We start from the raw sequence: 15,175 nt of genomic DNA on the forward strand, positions 1-15,175 counted from the left end.
ATGGACATCGATCCTATTGTAAGACAGCAGCTTCTTGATGAAGTTGTAACAGCACCGACAAAGTCGGAGCTGCTTAAGAGAAAGATGAAGGTCTATAGTTGGGAATGGACTCTGATTTTTTCTTTATTTCTGAAAAGAGTTATTGATATAGCAGGCTCTTTGACGGCGATATTGATTTTGTCTCCCGTCTTTATTATCACTGCGTTAACAATATATCTGCACGATAAAGGCCCTGTGCTGTTCGTTCAGAAAAGAGTGGGCAAGAACGGGCGTCTTTTCGATATGTATAAATTCAGGTCTATGGTTGTAAACGCAGACAAGATCAAAGACGAAATTTTAGATTCCAACGAATCTTCTGATGGTGTTATATTCAAAATGAAAAAGGACCCAAGAGTAACCCCCATCGGCAGATTTATCAGGAAATTCAGCATAGATGAGCTGCCTCAGCTGTTTAATGTGCTTAAAGGAGATATGAGCCTTGTAGGCCCAAGGCCTCCGCTCCCTGCTGAGGTTGCCCAATATACACTGGAGCAGAGAAAAAGACTGCATGTTCGCCCGGGGATAACCTGCGTCTGGCAGGTTTCCGGCAGAAGCGATATACCATTTACACAGCAGGTGCAGCTTGATTTGGACTATATAAAAAGCCAGAGCTTTATTACTGATGTTAAATTACTCTTAAAAACTATACCGGCAGTTTTGCTTGGCAAAGGCGGATATTAAATAAAGAAGAAAGGAACTTTATGAAGTTCGACATGGAAATACGGGATGATGTTTGCGTGCTTTCTTTGGAAGGCAGGCTGGACTCTAACACTGTGCAAAATCTGAAAACTCAATTCGATAAGTATATCGAAACAAACAGCAAGTTTGTTTTTAATCTTGAGAAGCTTGAGTTTATAGATAGTACTGGTCTTGGAGGGCTGGTTTCATGTCTGAAGAAAACCATCCCCAAGGGCGGTGATCTCAAAATTGTTAATCTTTCTCCAAAACCGAAAATGGTGTTTGAGATTACTCGTGCTCATAAGGTCTTTGATATCTATGACGATTTAGATACAGCGGTTGAGAGTTTTAGTTTGTAAATATATTCTTCCTGCTGAAGGGATTCTATGAAGGCTCTTATTTATTGCAGACCTGACAATACCGACTGGGTGAAAAGCTTTTTCCCAGACGAGTCTCCGTATAAGCTCAGAATAGCGAATAAGCCGCTTCTGGAGTATTATGTGGATTTCTGCGCGCTTATAGGAATCAAACAGATAAGGGTGGTTACAGTTGATGATAACGGAAGCATCAACAACTTCCTTGGCAGCGGAGAGAGTCTGGGCGTTGATATAACTTACAATCTTTCAAGAAAAGAAGATTCTCTTGCAAAGGTGTTCCTGAAAAACAAGGGTTTCTGCACAAGCTCTGATCTTTTGGTGATTGATGGATTCGGTTTTATCAATTATGACAAGGAAAAGGTGGATTACTCTGATTTTATTAACGCCTCTACGGGCTATCTTCAGGAAGGTGATTTCAGAATCTATTCTCTGAACAGCCGTGATACGGAGGGGCGTGTTGACTGGGAAGCTCTTGAGGAGTTTCTTGATTCCACGCTCTCAATCTCCCGTATAGACGGCATTCAGGACTATTTCGCCCTGAGCAGGTCGGTTATAAGGGAAAGAGCCGCCAATTTTGTTCTCCCGGGCTACAGCAGCGAGAGGGATGTATTTATCGGCCAGAATGTTGCTCTTGCAAAAAGCAGCAGGATCGATAAGCCCGTTATGATAGGAAATAACGTGCAGCTCAGAAATTCCTGCTCTATCGGAGCGGAAACAATAATCGGCGATAATATAATCATAGACTCCGATGCCACAGTATCTTCGAGTATTATATATGGAAACAGCTATATCGGTCCTGGCGTTGAGCTTGTAAACAAAATCGTGTACAAGAATTACCTGATCTCTCCGGATACCGGCGACAGGATAGAGATTGTTGACAGCTTCCTCACTTCCAAGATTGCTGAGAAGGCCAGAACAGCTACAATAAGAAAATTTGCTCACTACGCTATTACGATTTTCCTTATTATAGTTTACTGCGTTCCTTACAGTGTCTTTTGGCCGTTTGTCAATGCGAGCAGAGATAATTTTAAACGAAAAAGCTTTGTGATTTCAAAAAATCTGCGCACAGTGAGAGTGAATGTTGTAAATAAAAGCAATTTTATTCTCAACCTGTTTGTTAAGCTTTCTCTCGATAAATTCCCGCTTCTGATAGAGGCGTTCAAGGGAAATATTCATCTAACCGGCAACACGCTCTATGAGGACACTGATAAAACCCGTAATTTTATTGAATCTCTTCAGTTTTATAGGCCAGGAATATTCAGCTACTCTGAGAGCATATCACCAAATTACGACTTAGATCAGGCTATGCTCAACGATTCGTTTTACTGTTATCACAGAACGCCGCTTATGGATATTCAGGTTTTGTTTGGGTCTATCTTTAACAGATTTTTTTATAATAATCAGTGAAATGGTGTACAGGGATGTCCACAGTAATTTTAATAGCAGGAGGCAGTTGCTCGGGTAAATCAACGCTCTGCTCCACTGCTCTGAGCAGGGTGGAGCCGGCGGGTGTTGTAATACCCACCGATAACTTTTATAAAGATTTATCGTCCTTCTCAGAAGAGCAGCTTCTTAACCACAATTTCGATATGCCCTCGGCAATTGATAAAGACTGGCTTTGCAGCGCTGTGGAAAGCCTTGCCGAATCCAAGCCTGCTGAAGTGCCGGTTTACGATTTCTCAACCCATACCAGAACCTCTGAAACGAAGATTATCCAGCCTGCTGAATTTGTGTTTATTGAAGGGCTTTTTACCCTCTGCCAGCAGGAACTTCTGGTTCTGGCATCGCTTAAAGTTTTTGTGGAATGTCCCGCAGATATCAGGCTTGCAAGGAGAATAATTCGTGATACCAGCGAGAGGGGAAGAGGTGTTGAATCGGTAATAAATCAGTATCTAAGCACAGTAAGGCCGATGCACGAAAAGTATATTTACCCCAGCAGAGAAGAAGCCGACTGCGTTTTCGACGGCGAAGGCGATATGGAGCAGATTACTGATGATTTAATCGATAAGATCTACGGTTTGAGAAAATCTGGATAGAAAGGTTTCTATGGCGAGCAGATATACAGTTTACGGAGATAAGATTGATTCGCTTATAGACAGCCACTGCGAGATTATAAATCAGGCGGTGTTATCTGTAATTCCTGACCACGTACTTGTGGCGGTAGTTCTTGCAGGCGGATACGGAAGGCAGGAGGGAGGCGTTTTCTTTGAAGATGGAGAGGAGAAACTCTACAACGACTACGATATGTTTGTCGTAATTAAAGACGGAGCGAAGGCGTCTGATTATCAGGAAAAGCTAAACGCACTTTCTCCTTCTCTGGAGGAACAATGCGGTATAGAGGTGGATTTCGGCCCCCTTAAAACTGTTTCTCAAATGAAACGCGCGCCGTTTACACTTTTTAACTATGAGCTCAAATACGGGCATAAAATTATCTGGGGAAATAAAAATGCCCTTGATATAATGCCCGAGTATGAAGGCAGCCGGATCAGCCTTATGGAAGCAGCCAAGCTCCTGCTGAACAGAGGTGCCGGGCTTACCCTTGCTTCTGAAAGATTAAAGGAGGGGCGGCTTGATAAAGAGAAGGACGAATTCATTACGCGGAATATTTATAAGGCCCTGATGGCGCAGGGCGATTCGCTAATTATGGCTGAAGGGCAGTATCATTATTCATACCTCAAGAGGCTTGAGATATTTAACGGCCTTCAGCAGAATCCTGAGACAGCTCAATTCGGTCTTGCAGAGCTTTATGCAGATTCTATGGAATATAAATTTCGCCCGAAGAGGAATATCTTTTCGAAAAAGCAGTTGGAAGAGCTACTCGAAAAAACTGTTGATTTGCATCTGCAAATATACTGCTATACAATGAGCAGGCTTTACCAAACTGATAATAATTTTGAAGCGGTTTTATATTCGATAAAAAATAAGCAAATGCAGAATTGCAGCTTAAAGCAGATTCTCAAAAATGTTGTACTGAACTCCCGCACGTGCGGGTTTGAGAATTTTTCATTTAAATGGTATTTGAAGTACCCACGATACAGGCTTTTTTATGTGCTGCCTCATTTTCTCGGGGATAAAACTCTGGATTTAAGGCAGATTTGCTGCGCACTAGGCTGTGAAAAGGAAGATCGCAAACGTGAAAGGTTTATGCGTTTGTGGGAAAGGTTTAACTGATGGGCAAGAAGATAACAATATGCACCTTTATCGATGCTTTCGGATGGGAAGTTTACAAGAGGTACGGTTTTCTGGATGATATTCTTCCGGAGGCGAGAAGGCTTCGTACAACTTTCGGCTTCTCTTCAGCAGCAGACCCCTCAATACTTACCGGCCGCTATCCTGATGAGCATACCCACTGGTCGTGCTTTTATTATGCCCCCGAAAATTCGCCGTTCAAACTTATGAAACTGCTTTCCATACTGCCCCGCCAGATCTTCGACAGAGGCCGTGTACGGCACTGGCTGAGCAAGATACTCGCGAAGTTTTACGGATATACTGGCTATTTCCAAATATACAGCGTCCCATTTGAGGTTTTGCCGTATTTTGATTATTTGGAGAAGAGAGATTATTTTGTTCCCGGAGGCATACTCGCTACCGACACCATTTTCGACAGGCTCTACAGCGAAGAGATTCCCTATCACTGTTCCAACTGGCGTTTGCCTGAGAAGAGAAATCTCGAGATTGCCAAGGATACAATTAACGAGGGCAAGATTGAATTTATGTATCTCTATCTCCCCAAGCTTGATGCTGTTATGCACGAATTCGGGAATAATGCTCCGCAGGTGGAAGAGAAGATAAGATGGCTTGAAGAGCAGGTAAGGGAAGTGAAAAAGCTTGCTGAAGAAAAATATGATGAAGTTGCGTTTTTTGCTATCTCAGACCACGGAATGGCTAACGTAACAGAATCGGTAGATCTGATCTCACAAATAGACTCACTCGGCCTTGAATTTGGCAAGGATTATGTTGCTATGTACGATTCTACTATGGCAAGATTCTGGTTTATGAACGACAGCGCCAGAAGCCGGATAACAGAAAAGCTAAATCAATGCAGTAAAGGGTATATAGTAAGCGATGAAGAACTCAAACAGATGCGGGTGTTCTTTGAAGACCGTAAATTTGGAGAGGTGATTTTCCTGATGAATGCCGGCACCTTGATAGTCCCGAGCTTTATGGGGCTTAAGAGCATTCCCGGAATGCACGGCTATCATCCGGATGACAAAGATTCTTACTGTTTTATAAAGTCCGACAGGCATATACCCGAAGACGTAAATTCAATAACTGATATTAGAAGAGCCTTGGAGCGAGAGATCTCTAATGTATGAACCTGACAATGATCAGCATTTAACCCACTCATTTGACCCTGCTGCAAGAGGCTTGATGCATGCCCAGCAGGAAATGGGGGGAATGAACCTCCTTATAAGGCTTAATTTTAAGTATATACTTAAGCTCTTGCTGTACTGGCTTCTGCCTATTACCATGATCTCGATCGGCTCGGGGCTTGCTTCATTTTTCTATATCTCAAAATACAAAACCAAGGTTTACACCACTCAGGCAATTATGGTTAGGCTCGGCCGAAACGAAGAGGGGCCGTATCTGTATCCTCAGGTTGATGCTAATACTGTTCTGGAAACAGTTAAGATAAGACGAAATCTGGAAAAGGTGATAGACCGGCTGGATCTTGAAATGAATGTGAGGGATCTATACGGGATTATAAAGGTTCGTGCAGGGAATCGGTCTGATACTTTTTACGTAACCACCACTTACAAGGATCCCGAGCTTTGCAAAGATATAGCAAATACAATGTGCGAGGTTTTTATTGAAACTTATTCGAAGGTTTTCAATGAATCTGCTCAGGAGGTTTATCAGTACTATCTCAGTCAAAGGGAGAAAGTGTTTCAGCAGGTTAGCGATGCTGAAGATGAGCTGAAAAAGGTTAAGGAAAAGCTGGGCGTGATCCAGCCGGATCAAGAGCTCGAAATGAAGATGGGTCAGCTCAGTGATGCGGAGGTGGCTTATCAGGAAGCCCTTATGAAGAAGGAGGAGCTCAATTCTAAAATTGAGGATATGAAGAAAAGGATTGCCGACCTGCCGGAGAAGATTCAGGTTAGTGAAACTATTACAAGAGAGAGCGGCAAAGAAATCGAAATGCTTGAGCGGGAACTTGAAAGGAGCCTTCAGAGATACACAGAGAATAACCCCAAGATAAAAGAGATGAAGCTCAAGCTTAAGCAGCTTAAAAAGTACAAACAAGAGAATGCTCAGGAAAAGGAAGTCCCGGACAGCAGGACATTTTCACTTAACACGATTCGTCAAGATCTCGAATCGCAGCTCACTTCTATGAAGAATGAGTATGTAGTTTTGGATGAAACTATTTCAAAAAGAAAAAAACGCATTGAGGAGATTCGTTCAGAGCTCAAAGGCATTTCAAATATTCAGGAGGAATATATGAATGCCAAGCATAAAGTTGATGTTTCACGAGAGCTTTTGGACGTTATAGACAGACGAATATCTGAAGTTAGGATAGCTAAGGATTCAAGTTCCCACGATATAGGTATCCTTGAAAGGGCGGTTGCTCCGGTTTTCCCGGAGCCCACAGGCCGGAAAATTCTGGCAATTGTTTCAACCTTCGGCACCGCTTTCTTCGGCGTGGTATTTGTGCTGGTTTATGCAATATTTAGTCCGGGCGTCAAGGTGCCCGGAGACCTTGATTCCATGACAGCCGTTGAATTTATAGGAACTCTTCCCAAAAAGAAGAATTCTACCCTTACCACTTATTTTTCTACGCTTCAGGTGGTGGTTAATAAGATCGACCAGCTCACAAGCAGCGGTACTATAATGGTAAGCTTCTCTTCAGTGAAGAATAAAGAGGGTAAGAGCACAATAATGGATGATATAACAGATATGAAATCCGTTACAGGCAAGAGGTTTTTGATCCTAAAGCGTGTAGTAGAAGAAGACGCAAAGAGGATTATTCAGGTGCCAAAGGAATCTATAATCAATTTCCAAGACTTCAGGGAAGAGAATATGGATCTGCCCGAGCCGGTTAGGATAAATGAAAGGGTCTCAAGGCTTTACTATATTATCGACAGCAACGTCAGCAAGATGAACATTCTTCCCGAAATGGTGGAAAACTTCAAAAACAGCTTCTCAGAATATGATTACATCTTCGTTGAGCTGTTTTCTCCGAAGAAAAATTATCAGGTTTCCAGCTGCATTATGCATTCTTCAAACTACAATATTCTTGTAACAAAGTATGGAAGCAATACAGTATCTGCTTTGGATAAGGTTACCAAACTTGCTTCAGCAGGGACCGACAAAAAAGTTGGTACAGTGATTAATTTTGGTGATTTAAGTTTGGGTTGATGTATAGATATGATTAGATGCACGATTTACATTTTGCTTGCTTCTCTTTTTCTTGGTTGTGCAAACAGAGAGAGATTCGTTCCGCACATAGTAGATTCACCGGAGATGGATAAGGCCGCCTATACATTTGTAGGCGCAAGGCCAAGAACAGAGCAGCAGGTGGTTGAACAGTTAAGAGAGCTTCAGAAGGTGCGGATGGAGCCCTACACTATCGGGATGTCTGATGTGCTTGATGTTCAGGTTTATAATGAGCCTGAGCTGAGTTCCAAAAATCTGACAGTTCGAACCGACGGATGTATTTCTCTGCCTTTGGTTGGTGATATAGAGGTTATGGAGCTCTCAGTAGCTCAGGCTACAGGAAAAATAGAAAAGGCTTACGAAAAGTATCTTGTAGAGCCGAGGGTTACTTTGAACCCCGTGGAAATGAAAAGCGGGAGTTTTACAATTCTCGGAAAGGTAACAGACTCGGGTACTTTCCCGATTTCAAGCCAGATGAATCTGCTGGATGCTATTGCAACAGCAGGGGGATTTCAAACGGGTATGTTTCGAGGGAACACTGTTGAAATGGCCGATCTGGAAAATTCTTACATAGTACGAGACGGAAAAACCCTACCCGTTGATTTTGTTAAACTTATCCGTGAGCAGGATATGCTGCACAATATACCTCTTCTGCCCGGGGATTATATATATGTGCCTTCTACAAGGAATCAGGAAATATACGTCTTTGGTGCTGTACCATCGCCGGCGGCTTATGCCTATCGCGATAATATGACAGTAAGCCATGCGATAACTTACTCCGGCGGCTTCAAGATTGGTGCAAGAAGGAAGGATCTCAGAGTTGTGAGGGGAGGGCTGAGCAATCCTGTAGTGTTTACGGTTAATTATCCCGAGATACTCGACGGCCAGATGCTGGACTTCAAATTGAAACCCGGAGATATCGTATATGTCCCACAGACGCCTATAGCTAACTGGAATGATTTGATCAGCCAGATTATGCCTACTTTCGAAACCCTTGATTATGCAGGCGTTACCAACAATGAGGACAACGGGCGTTGATAGAAGCTAAGTACATACAGTTTTTTCTGATTTTTATAACTGTTGTGCCGGTATGCTCTATCGTTATAAACCGGTTCCCTAAAACCTCATGGTTTTTTCTGGGTTTTTGCATATTTTTTACTTCAAAGCTGATAGACATAAATTTTTTCTCTCACGAATGGTTCCGAGGAACTTCAAGGGGCTTTGCGATTGGAATGGTGGATATGACAGTTATTATACTGCTCACCTACGCAATATCGAAAAAGGATAAATATCATCTTACCGGCTTGCCCAAGGGTTCACTGCTTTTCGGAGTTTTTTTTCTCGGCTGCGTTCTTTCAATGGTAAATGCGGAAAACAAACTGTTCTCCGGTTTTGAGCTGTTCAAATTTTTAAGGGTTTATACATTCTTCTGGCTGATGAACAATCTTCTTGTTACTCCTAAAATCATCAGAAGAGCATTTATATTTACTTCTTTTATAGCTATATATATAGCTATACTTGTAGCACAGCAGAAATATCTTATAGGCGAATTCCAGTCTTCAGGTCCTTTTCCGCATCAGAATTCGATGGTTATGTATATTTCTGTTTTTCTGTGCGTACACTTTTCAATGCTGATGTCTGCAAAAAAAACACCTGAGATGCTGTATTGGATTTTTATTATCGGGTTAGAGTTTTTCTGTGTTGTCTCAAGCCTTTCAAGAGCGGGTATGTTATGCACCATAATAGGTGTGTTCATTGTTTTCGTTCAGCAGATATCCTGGAGATTCAGTATGCGCAAGGTATTTGTTATCACGCTCTTCGCGCTAGTGGGCATGGCTGGGCTTTTGAAAGCGCTGGATTCTATTGTGGAGAGATTTGTCAATGCCCCTGAGGCATCTGCTGAAACCAGAGTTTCTCTTGCAATAGCTGCTCAAAAGATGGCAGATGAGAACATATTAGGAGTTGGAATAAATAATTTTACAAGGTATATGACTGTCGATTATCCTTACATAAGCCATATAGATATAGGTTGGGACGGCACTTTAGAAAATCAGGGGGCGCTTGTAGAAACAGTTTATTTGCTTACTGCCGCAGAAACCGGCTGGTATAATCTGGGAATATTTATTGCTTTCATTTTTTCATTTTATTTCAGGAATATTATGAATATCTTTAAGGCAAATGATATGAGGCTTAAAGTGATTTCAATGGGGCTCTGGGGCAGTTTGACGGCCATTTATGTGCAGTCAACGCTTGAATGGGTTCTCAGGCAAACTAACAACTTGTATCAGTTGATGTTTGTTTTTGCAGTTATTAATTGTGTGGACAGAATAAACAGAAAAGGCACCTTGCTTAAGCCTGCTGCAATGCTCAAGTAGAGCCTTGTTTTAGTAATATTTCTTAGAATAGCGTTTTTTTAAGGTGATATAAATGGAAAGAAAACTGAAGATTCTGCTGGGCGGCGTGCCGTTTGGCTGCAATAATGTAGGAGACGAGTGCATACTTGAAAATGTAGTAAAGATTGTTCGGGAGTATGCGCCGCATTCCGAGATCACTGTAAGCACTAACGACGAGAATGCTGCTAAAAGAAAATTGAATGTGAATACTGTACCTCTTGCATATTTCGAGCCTGAAGCTGATCGTGATAGTATGGATGCGGCCTTAAAGCAAAGCGATGTGTTTATCTGGAGCGGTGCAACAGGTCTTTCAGACTACCCTCATATAACAACAGATATGCTCAAAAAATCGCAAAACGCCGGCACTAAAACAGTAGTTTGGGGTGTGGGTATGAATACATGCCTGAACCCGTTTATGTATCGCCTTCAGCCTGGTAAACTGAAAAACATCCTTCAGATTGCTGATGCTTTGACCTTCGGAGTTTTTGATTTTGTGAAAAAACAAAATTGCAGAATTGATAAAACAATGCGCCGGCAAATAGCCAAATCACTTCTGAATTCTGATTTGGTTGTGCTGAGAGATCATCCTACAAAGAGTGAGGTTGAGAAATGCGGGAATGCAGGCGAATTGGTTGTAGGGGCTGATTCAGCTCTTATACAGGAGCAAACACCGTGGTCTGATGCCCCGTTCTCTTCAAAGGTTAGGGAGTTTTGTGAGTCTAAAAAACAGAAGGTTGGTATTTGTATTTCTGCCCAGCGGCAGGTTCAGAACAGCAGGGGACTGGTTGATTTTCTCGACAAGCTCACAGAGCAGGGGGTTGGGATTATATTTGTGCCTATGAACCCTGTAACAGATTCTGAATTGATGAATCAGATAAAAATGCAGATGAGAAGCCCTGAAAATTCACTGCTGCTTGAGGGTAGATACGAACCAGCGGATATACTTGCTCTAACCTCAAAACTGGATTGCATAATAAGCAGCCGCCTGCACCTGCTGATACTCTCTTCAATTCTACATGTGCCGTTTATTGGTATAAGCAGAGGGTCTAAAGTCGATAATTTCCTTGCTGAGTTTGGTATGCAGTCTGCCGGAAATGTTGAGAGCTGCAACTTTGAAAGGCTTTATCAGCAAACAGTTTATCATCTTGGCAGCAGGGAAGAATTTGAAGAGAAGAGTAAAGAAGTGCGTGAAAAACTTTTAAAACGTTTAAAAAATGCTAAAGAGCTCTTAAAAGACGTGCTTAGCTGACTTAACAGCTTGTTTTACATTGCCTTCTTAAGGTGAAATAATTAAGAGAGAATTAAATGTCCAACTTTGGTGTTGCTAAAAAAATGTTCCTGAACACCCTGTCCAATTACGGACTGCTGCTGTTTAATATGATCTCAATGATCATATTAGTGAGAGTTCAGTTTACAGGGCTCTCAAGGCAGGATTATGGCTTTTGGGGGCTTTTATGGACAATCTTCGGCTATTCTCTGCTTCTTGATTTCGGTCTTGGTACAGCTGTTCAGAAATACGCCAGTCAGGTAACAGTAAATAAGAACTGGGAGCGATTCAACAAACTTGTATCCACTGTATTTTTCAGTTATTGGTTTATTTCTCTTATCATAATTGTCGCTACAGTGATTATAAGCATTTTTATTGAGCCAATCAGCAATCTTGAACCGGGCAGTAACGTTGATTACTACAGAAAAGTTTTCCTTCTATTCGGTTTTGGGACGGCTCTCATTTTCCCTGTAGGATTCTCTCCAGGACTTCTGCGGGGAATACAGCTTATCTGGTTGAGAAACAACATAGATGCTGTTTTTGCGGCTCTTAATCTCATTGTTATGGTGTGGCTTATAAAAAACGGCTACGGGCTGTGGGAAATGACAATAGCAACAGTTTTAAATCATATAGGCAGCAAGATAGTTATGCTGATATACGCCTTTATCAAACTGGAGCATATGAGAATCAGTTTTAGGTTTTTCTCACCTTCAATGATAAAAGAGGTTATGGGCTTTTCGATATTTGTTTACCTTATAATCTGCAGCAAACTCATAATCTTCAGGACAGACAATTTGGTAATTTCAGCAAGTATAGGTGTGGCATTCGTGGCGTATTATCAGGTTGCCAGCAAGCTTGGCAGCGTTTTTCAAAGCTTTGCAATGCAGTTCAATGATAATCTCGGCCCTGTGGCTTCAGTTATGCATACTTCTGGTGATCTGGATTCCCTTGCGAGAATGCAGCTTTACTCCAGCAGGGTGATAGCCTTTATTTCTACGATGATGCTTGTGCCGCTTATTATTTTCGTCGGACCGCTTTTTGAAACATGGTTAGACCTAACAAGGGCTGAAAGCCAAATCTGCGCTGTCATACTTCTGGTTTCGCAGTACTTCTACGTTGTAATGCGAAGCAGCTCTATCCAGATACTGCTGATGTGCGACCGGCAGAAGGAATTGGCAATTGTTTCTGTGATTGAGTGTCTTGCGAATTTGCTAATAAGTGTTATACTCGTTAGAATGATGGGAATAATAGGCGTAGCTATAGGAACTTTGGTTCCAAATGTCTTTTTCGGTTGTGTTTACAATGTGCCGACAGCATGCAGATTTGCAAAAGTGTCGCCGCTTTATTTCCTGAAATATTCTGTACTAGGTAGTTTGGTAACCGGATTGGTAATTGCAGCAATTACGTTTTTCCTTAAAGACACTGTTTACCCTCTTATTGTTTCGGGGGTATTGAATATTGCCGCAGGGGAAAATGCAGGGATGATTGTCAGGTATTTTGCTGAGCATTCAGGTATGTTAAAGCTGCTGGCATTAGTCTTTTTATCAGCCCTGTCTTGCGGAATGTATATGATGTTGTTCTATACAATAGGAATTAAAAAACAGGAACGAGCAGATTTAAATAAGCTGATTGCAGATTTCTTTAATAGGAAATTGAGAAGGAGTGCTTAATGAGCGAACAAAATAGAATCTTAGTAATCGAAGACAATAAAAATGACAGTTCACTTATCAGGCTGTCTTTCAAAAAATCAAGGCACTCTAATCTTCTCAAGGCAGATTTTGCAGAAGACCTCAAAACCGGTCTGGATTACATTCAAAACAACAGCTACAATCTCGTTCTCACTGATCTCGGGCTTCCGGACAGTGAAGGCGTTGCTACGCTTACTAGCGTGAAAAAGAATTCTGAAGACATCCCTATTATCGTGCTTACAGGTCTTGATGATGACAAGATCGGCCTTGAATCTATTAAAAACGGGGCTTCAGATTACATCGTTAAAAACGATCAGATGATTCACTCTCTGCCTCAGTTTATACTTTATGCAATTGAGAGAAACAAGGTTGAAAAAAAGGTTAGAGAAGAAGCGGCCAAGCTGAAAGCCATTTTCGCCAATATTAATGATGGCATAGCATCTGTTGATGAATCCGGAAAAATAATTGAGGTCAACAAGCGCTTCGCTGATTGTTTCAATACTATGAGAAGCTCGCTTGTAGGAAAGTACCTTAAAGATCTCGGTGAATTCGGCAGCTTTGTTTCGGGTAAAATGGATACTCAGCCGTGCAATAAGCCCTCTGAACCCTGTACATACGAAATTGGAAACCGGGTTTATGAGGTTAAGCTCAGCGCCGTTCAGGGGGCAGACCAGAAGGGCGGGTATATCATAACTCTTATGGATGTCTCTGAGCTTCTCAGGGCTAAAGAGGCAGCTGAGAGAGCTAATCAGGCAAAAAGCGATTTTCTTGCAAATATGAGCCACGAAATCCGAACGCCGATGAACGCAATAATAGGGATATCGCAAACCCTTTCAAAATACAATTTAGACAACCTTACGGAAAAACAGATTGAAGGGCTCAAAATAATTAACGAAAGCGGCCAGAGGCTCTTGCTGCTAATAAACGATATCCTCGATCTATCCAAGATTGAAGCGGGCAGGCTGGATATTAAATATGACGTGTTCGATCCTCAGGAGCTGCTGCTGCCTCTGAGGAGTGTTGCAAAGGGGATGGTGGGTGATAAAGATGTTGAAGTTGCCCTTGAGATCGGTAGCTCCGTTCCGGATCTTATCTATTCAGACAAGCAAAAGGTAAATCAGGTTCTCCTTAACATACTTGGAAACGCTGTCAAATTCACCGATCAGGGCACGGTATATCTGAGGTGTTTTCTCAAGGACGATATGCTGAAATTTGAGATTGAGGATACCGGAATCGGTATTGCCCAGGAAGATATGAACGGTATTTTTGATGAGTTCAAGCAGGTGGACAGCTCTACAACAAAAAAATATTCCGGCACAGGGCTTGGCCTTGCGATATGTAAAAAGCTTCTCAACCTTCTCGGTGGCGGCATAAAGGCCGAGAGCGAGGTGGGCAAAGGAACTAAGTTCAAGTTTTCTGTTCCTGCGAATTTAGATAAGATCAAGGCCAGAGAAGCCGGCGGCTATCAGCTCCCAGGAGAAGAATACGATAAATCATCTGGACAGCTTAGTGCCTACCAGAGCAGCACTGCCCTTGGTGAAGGCTCTTCAGAGGAGGCAGAGATAAAGATGCCCCGTGTTTTGCTTGTGGAGGATAACAAATTCGGCAGAATCACGGTTCAGATGATGGTAGGTGATTTGTATAAGGTAGAAAGTGCGGAGAACGGCAAGGTAGCGCTTGATATGCTGGAAGAATCAAGCTATGATGTTATTCTGATGGATATAATGATGCCCGAGATGGACGGTGTAACAGCGTTTAGAAAACTCCGTGAAAGAGGACTTGATGTTCCTGTTATAGCATTAACAGCCAAGGCTATGAAAGGGGACAGAGACAGTTTGCTCTCAGAAGGCTTCAACTCGTATGTCTCAAAGCCTGTTGACAGAGATACGCTGGTTGATGCAATACAGAGTATGCTTGATTGAACGAGGCCTGATTTGAGAAAATAAATATGCTTTTAAAGATTCAATACCAAGCAGTTGTTCTTTCTGTAATATTAACAATTGTTGTTTTTTTTCTTACTCATATACCAGCCGGCTGGTTGCCCGATGCGGCTAATTATAATGATAAAATGATTCATTTTGCAGCGTATTTCTTGTTAGCATTCCTTTACAACCTCAGTTTCAGCGCTGCGAGCTGGAAAAGTGTTCTTATAAGTTTTGCGATTATCATCGTTCTTGCAGGCGTTGGTTTCCTTGATGAATACACCCAGCAGTTTTTCGGCAGAGAATATTGTATGGCAGACTATTATGCAGACTTAAAGGGTATTGTTTCAGGCACGTTTGCAGCAAAGGCTCTCAAGGTGCTTTATTATTTGACAATCGGCAAAATACGCCTTATTTTGTCTAATTAAGAAAGGCA

Annotated in this window: 13 protein-coding genes; all 13 read left to right on the top strand. The window is 42.0% G+C overall.

Annotated features, from left to right (window positions below):
• From STSP1_RS01075 to STSP1_RS01135, 13 genes are read left to right on the top strand one after another with little or no spacing between them, the layout of a single operon-like run.
• The gene (locus STSP1_RS01075; protein WP_085754572.1) at positions 1-720 is read left to right on the top strand and encodes a sugar transferase; all 720 of its coding nucleotides are present in this window, start codon (positions 1-3) and stop codon (positions 718-720) included.
• 20 nt (positions 721-740) lie between these two features.
• Positions 741-1,076, top strand: coding sequence for an STAS domain-containing protein (locus STSP1_RS01080; RefSeq protein ID WP_085754573.1), 336 nt, complete (start codon positions 741-743; stop codon positions 1,074-1,076).
• A gap of 27 nt (positions 1,077-1,103) precedes the next feature.
• Positions 1,104-2,501 carry a glycosyltransferase gene (locus tag STSP1_RS01085; protein ID WP_085754574.1) on the top strand — a complete coding sequence of 466 codons (1,398 nt, stop codon included), beginning with the start codon at positions 1,104-1,106 and terminating at the stop codon, positions 2,499-2,501.
• Positions 2,502-2,515: 14 nt separating this feature from the next.
• Positions 2,516-3,130 (top strand): uridine kinase, encoded by a 615-nt coding sequence (gene udk / locus STSP1_RS01090; RefSeq protein WP_085754575.1) that lies wholly within the window; start codon positions 2,516-2,518, stop codon positions 3,128-3,130.
• 10 nt (positions 3,131-3,140) lie between these two features.
• Positions 3,141-4,265, top strand: coding sequence for a hypothetical protein (locus tag STSP1_RS01095; protein ID WP_085754576.1), 1,125 nt, complete (start codon positions 3,141-3,143; stop codon positions 4,263-4,265).
• The gene (locus STSP1_RS01100) at positions 4,265-5,410 is read left to right on the top strand and encodes an alkaline phosphatase family protein (protein ID WP_085754577.1); all 1,146 of its coding nucleotides are present in this window, start codon (positions 4,265-4,267) and stop codon (positions 5,408-5,410) included. The genes STSP1_RS01095 and STSP1_RS01100 overlap by 1 nt, the downstream gene beginning before the upstream one ends.
• On the top strand, positions 5,403-7,451 hold the full coding sequence (locus STSP1_RS01105; protein WP_085754578.1) for a GumC family protein: 2,049 nt from the start codon (positions 5,403-5,405) through the stop codon (positions 7,449-7,451). The genes STSP1_RS01100 and STSP1_RS01105 overlap by 8 nt, the downstream gene beginning before the upstream one ends.
• 9 nt (positions 7,452-7,460) lie before the next feature.
• The gene (locus tag STSP1_RS01110) at positions 7,461-8,507 is read left to right on the top strand and encodes a polysaccharide biosynthesis/export family protein (RefSeq protein ID WP_085754579.1); all 1,047 of its coding nucleotides are present in this window, start codon (positions 7,461-7,463) and stop codon (positions 8,505-8,507) included.
• Positions 8,504-9,844, top strand: a complete 1,341-nt coding sequence (locus STSP1_RS01115) for an O-antigen ligase family protein (protein WP_085754580.1) — start codon at positions 8,504-8,506, stop codon at positions 9,842-9,844. Before STSP1_RS01110 ends, STSP1_RS01115 begins: the two co-directional genes overlap by 4 nt.
• A 52-nt stretch (positions 9,845-9,896) precedes the next feature.
• Complete coding sequence (locus STSP1_RS01120; RefSeq protein ID WP_085754581.1) at positions 9,897-11,111, top strand: polysaccharide pyruvyl transferase family protein; 1,215 nt, start codon at positions 9,897-9,899, stop codon at positions 11,109-11,111.
• A gap of 56 nt (positions 11,112-11,167) precedes the next feature.
• Positions 11,168-12,799, top strand: coding sequence for a lipopolysaccharide biosynthesis protein (locus STSP1_RS01125; protein ID WP_085754582.1), 1,632 nt, complete (start codon positions 11,168-11,170; stop codon positions 12,797-12,799).
• On the top strand, positions 12,799-14,739 hold the full coding sequence (locus STSP1_RS01130; protein ID WP_085754583.1) for a hybrid sensor histidine kinase/response regulator: 1,941 nt from the start codon (positions 12,799-12,801) through the stop codon (positions 14,737-14,739). Before STSP1_RS01125 ends, STSP1_RS01130 begins: the two co-directional genes overlap by 1 nt.
• A 26-nt stretch (positions 14,740-14,765) precedes the next feature.
• Positions 14,766-15,167 carry a VanZ family protein gene (locus STSP1_RS01135; protein WP_085754584.1) on the top strand — a complete coding sequence of 134 codons (402 nt, stop codon included), beginning with the start codon at positions 14,766-14,768 and terminating at the stop codon, positions 15,165-15,167.
• The last annotated feature ends 8 nt before the right edge of the window (positions 15,168-15,175 follow it).

This window comes from Sedimentisphaera salicampi, assembly GCF_002117005.1.
Lineage (GTDB): Bacteria > Planctomycetota > Phycisphaerae > Sedimentisphaerales > Sedimentisphaeraceae > Sedimentisphaera > Sedimentisphaera salicampi.

Bases quoted from the DNA above. Each gene is read 5' to 3' on its own strand.
- STSP1_RS01110 (WP_085754579.1), top strand. From the start codon at position 7,461: ATGATTAGATGCACGATTTACATTTTGCTTGCTTCTCTTTTTCTTGGT.
- STSP1_RS01130 (WP_085754583.1), top strand. From the start codon at position 12,799: ATGAGCGAACAAAATAGAATCTTAGTAATCGAAGACAATAAAAATGAC.
- STSP1_RS01105 (WP_085754578.1), top strand. From the start codon at position 5,403: ATGTATGAACCTGACAATGATCAGCATTTAACCCACTCATTTGACCCT.
- STSP1_RS01085 (WP_085754574.1), top strand. From the start codon at position 1,104: ATGAAGGCTCTTATTTATTGCAGACCTGACAATACCGACTGGGTGAAA.
- STSP1_RS01080 (WP_085754573.1), top strand. From the start codon at position 741: ATGAAGTTCGACATGGAAATACGGGATGATGTTTGCGTGCTTTCTTTG.
- STSP1_RS01100 (WP_085754577.1), top strand. From the start codon at position 4,265: ATGGGCAAGAAGATAACAATATGCACCTTTATCGATGCTTTCGGATGG.
- udk (WP_085754575.1), top strand. From the start codon at position 2,516: ATGTCCACAGTAATTTTAATAGCAGGAGGCAGTTGCTCGGGTAAATCA.
- STSP1_RS01075 (WP_085754572.1), top strand. From the start codon at position 1: ATGGACATCGATCCTATTGTAAGACAGCAGCTTCTTGATGAAGTTGTA.
- STSP1_RS01135 (WP_085754584.1), top strand. From the start codon at position 14,766: ATGCTTTTAAAGATTCAATACCAAGCAGTTGTTCTTTCTGTAATATTA.
- STSP1_RS01095 (WP_085754576.1), top strand. From the start codon at position 3,141: ATGGCGAGCAGATATACAGTTTACGGAGATAAGATTGATTCGCTTATA.
- STSP1_RS01125 (WP_085754582.1), top strand. From the start codon at position 11,168: ATGTCCAACTTTGGTGTTGCTAAAAAAATGTTCCTGAACACCCTGTCC.
- STSP1_RS01120 (WP_085754581.1), top strand. From the start codon at position 9,897: ATGGAAAGAAAACTGAAGATTCTGCTGGGCGGCGTGCCGTTTGGCTGC.